The sequence below is a fragment of the Mesorhizobium sp. P3_A9 genome, assembly GCF_056402975.1.
The window spans coordinates 1-3,326 of the sequence record NZ_JBFUGJ010000499.1; the positions used below are offsets into that span (position 1 = coordinate 1).

4 protein-coding genes are annotated in these 3,326 nt (G+C 60.6%); 1 reads left to right on the top strand and 3 read right to left on the bottom strand.

Annotated elements, in window-relative coordinates; genetic code table 11:
- Window positions 1–88: 88 nt before the first annotated feature.
- On the bottom strand, window positions 89–475 hold the full coding sequence (locus AC1DX0_RS33280; RefSeq protein WP_477358607.1) for a Rieske (2Fe-2S) protein: 387 nt from the start codon (window positions 473–475) through the stop codon (window positions 89–91).
- Window positions 475–1,560, bottom strand: a complete 1,086-nt coding sequence (locus AC1DX0_RS33285; RefSeq protein ID WP_258581788.1) for an amidohydrolase family protein — start codon at window positions 1,558–1,560, stop codon at window positions 475–477. Before AC1DX0_RS33285 ends, AC1DX0_RS33280 begins: the two co-directional genes overlap by 1 nt.
- Window positions 1,561–1,731: 171 nt before the next feature.
- Here AC1DX0_RS33285 and AC1DX0_RS33290 point away from each other — a divergent pair, with 171 nt between their 5' ends.
- The gene (locus AC1DX0_RS33290) at window positions 1,732–2,577 is read left to right on the top strand and encodes a LysR family transcriptional regulator (RefSeq protein ID WP_477358609.1); all 846 of its coding nucleotides are present in this window, start codon (window positions 1,732–1,734) and stop codon (window positions 2,575–2,577) included.
- A 414-nt stretch (window positions 2,578–2,991) separates the two neighbouring features.
- Here AC1DX0_RS33290 and AC1DX0_RS33295 read toward each other — a convergent pair.
- On the bottom strand, window positions 2,992–3,326 hold a 335-nt coding region (locus AC1DX0_RS33295), incomplete at its 5' end, for a Rossmann-fold NAD(P)-binding domain-containing protein (RefSeq protein ID WP_477358611.1).

Consider the following 3,326-nt stretch of genomic DNA (forward strand, 5'->3'; position numbering starts at 1 on the left):
CTCATGATCGGTTAGGAAAGCGTAATCCTCGCGGTCGCCATCCTTCATCTGGGTGAATTTTACCGTTTCCATTGTCGTCACCTTCCGCCTAGCGGCCGAGCTCKAGATAGAGGTCKTCGCCGACGACCTCGACCGGGAATGTCCGCGCCTTGAGCCGGTCGTCGACGAGGCATTTTCCCGACCTGATCTCGAATTCCCAGCCGTGCCAGGCACAGCGAACGATTTCGCCCGCGCGCTCATAGACGAACTCCGCCCGGTCGGTCGGTCTGGTGGTTCCGCATACCGGCCCTTCGCAAAGCCGGCCCGCCCGGTGCGGGCAAATGTTGAGCAAGGCGGCATAGCCGTCGTCGAGCTGGAATATGCCGATGCTCATGCGACCGAAGGCGACGATCCTGGGTTGCCCGATCGCGACCTCTTCGACCTTGCAGGCAAAGGTGCGGCCTCGCACTGGTGCGGCTGCTGCGGTGGCCGTCATCACGCGACCCTCGCGCTGGCGGCTGGGGCCTCGATCCGCTTGTAGACCTCCAGCGCATTCAGCCCCATCACCTTGTCGCGCCAGGCCGGCGGGATGTGGATGTTGGTCGGCGCGTCAAAGTCCCAGTGCGGATAGTCGGAGGCAAAAAGCAGCGTGTTCTGGCCATCCATGTGCTCCAGCGTTTCCCAGAGATGCCGGACGTTTTGTGGCTGTTCGAGCGGCTGGGTGCTGAAGCGGATGTTGCGGCGGCAATATTCCGACGGCAGCATCTTCAGCCATGGCGTCTCCTTGCGCAGCGCCTTGAAGTTGGCATCGAGCCGCCACATCAGCGATGGCACCCAGGACACGCCGCATTCGATGACGACGAAATAGAGGTCGGGATATTTCTCGAACACGCCGTTGGAGATCATGCTGACGACATGGGTCATSGCCGGCTGGCTGAGCAGCGCRTGYGTTTCCCAGTAATAGGTYGTCGGGCCGCTGGCGATGGCATTGTGRTTGACGCCRCCCTGGCCGCCGAAATGGATGGCGAAGGGCAGYCCGACTTCGGCGCAGGCCTCGAAGATCGGATGATAGAACGGATCGCCGTAAGGGCGTTGCGAGCCGTGGCTGGCCAGCACCTGGACGATGTCCTTGTGGGCGCCGAGACGGCGGATCTCGGCGGCTGCGCCGTGCGGGTCGGTCGGCGAAATGATGATCGATCCCTTGAAGCGCCGGTCCTTCGGCAGCCACCAGTCGATCATGTAGTCGTTATAGGCTTTCACCAGAGCGTTGGCGTAGTGGTAGTTGGCCAGCGTCGAGGCTTCCAGCGGCTCGTCGGCGGTGAGGATTGCCACGTCGATGTCGTAGAGATCGAGGTGTTTCTCCTTCATGATCAGATAATTGTCCTCTTCGGTCTGCGGCCGGATGTCATGCCGCGAAAATCCCTCGGGATGCAGCCAAGGGCGGTGGCCGTGCGGAAAGCTTCCCGCCGGCCCCGGCTTTTCGCCACGAACCAGGAAGTCGCGCCAATAGGGTTCGAGATAGGGAAGCAGGACCTCGGCACTGGACCAGTAATTGTGGACGTCGGTGTCGACGATGAACATGGATGGATGACCTGCCGCGGCGGATGTTTGAAAGATGCCGCAAATCTGCGCCTGAAGGCGATGTCCGGCAACGCAACCCGGCATGGGATGTTAATCGAAGATTCCGATTAKCCATTGTCGGGCCTGGCCAAAAAGCGGTAGCCATTGCGAAGCTTTTGCTGGGTGGCCGAGATGCAGATCGAACTGCTCGACACGTTCCTGGACCTGATCGAGACCCGCAACTTCAACCGCACGGCGGAGCGGCTGGGCATCACCCAGTCGACCGTTTCGAGCCGCATCCGTTCGCTGGAAGCGCTGCTCGACAAACAGCTGTTCATCCGCGGCAAGAGCGGCACCGAGCCGACCGTCGCCGGCATCCGCTTTGAGGACCATGCGCGCGCCGTCAAGCTCAGATGGCTCGATGCCCGCCGCGAGATCCAGTCGGTCGGCAAGTTCGACCAGCTCATCCGCATCGGCATCCAGTTCGAACTCTATGAGCGCGTGCTGGAGGGGTGGCTGGAGTGGGTGCGGAAGACGATGCCCAAACTGGCGATCTATGTCGAGATCGACTATTCGAACCAGATGATCCTGGACCTGACGACCGGGAGCCTCGACCTGGCGGTGCTCTACTCGCCACAACATCTTCCCGACATGCATTACGAGCAGATCGCCGAAGAGAATTTCGTCATGGTGTCRACGCGCGGTGTYGYMTTCGACGCGGTCACGCCGGCGGACTATATCCGCGCCAACTATTCCGCCTTCTTCAAYCGCGCYCACAGGCAGATGCTGCCGGARCTGGAAAACGTCCCGSTGTCSACAGGAAATGGCGGCGCCGTCRCCTACCTSCTGCGAAGCCGGGGCGGCACCGCCTTCGTCACCGAGACGGTGGCGACGAAATTGCGGCAGGAGGGCGTGGCGCAGCTGGTTGCCGATGCGCCGAAGATCTCACATCCGATCTATTCGTCCGTGCATGTCAGGCACTACCACTCCCACACGCATCTGCGCCTGCTCAAGGCGCTCAAGCAGATGACGGCATAGTTCAATCGCCGAATTAGAGATCGACGGCATCGAGGATCGGTGCGCTACAATCAAATCGAGCATGCGCCAATGTGCTGCCCACTCCAGCTCCACCGTCATCGACATTTGATCGTTTTGCGAAGCCACTCGCCGTGCGAGGGATTTCTGGGATCGCAACGACATCCCTGCCCATTGACTGCGTTGCTCCCTCTGTGAGCGCTGCCCACGGGGGAGATTTCTTATTTGGTGAGTTAAACAGATTTTGGTAGCGGGAGAGCGCTATCGCCTTTCTCCCCACTCCTCGGATCGGCGGTTTCTGCTCCGTTGTCTTGGATGAGGAGCCATTTTGAATTGCGCCCTCTACTCAATGTGAACGTTGGTTATCTCTTACCAGCATCTGGATTCGAAGACCTCGTTTGTCTGCAGCCGAAATCGTCAGACCGGCAGCCCGAGCTGCTTTCGCAGGCTTTTGTCGAAGGCGGACGCGGGGACGAAGCGGCGCAGGAGACTGACCTGGCGCGCCATCTTTCCCGCCGCATAGCGTTTTTTTGGAGCGGGATCGGTCGCAGCGGCCAAAACGGTCTTGGCTACCACTTCGGGCGCATCGCCTGTTTCCATCGCTTTCCGCACGGCTACAGTCATGCCAGCGCGCGCGGAGTCATAGATTTCAAGCAACTGATCGGGGGCGGCGAGATTGTCCTCGAATGACGTGCGGGTATAGGCAGGCTCCACCAACGAAACGCGAATGCCGAACGGGCGCAATTCGTGAT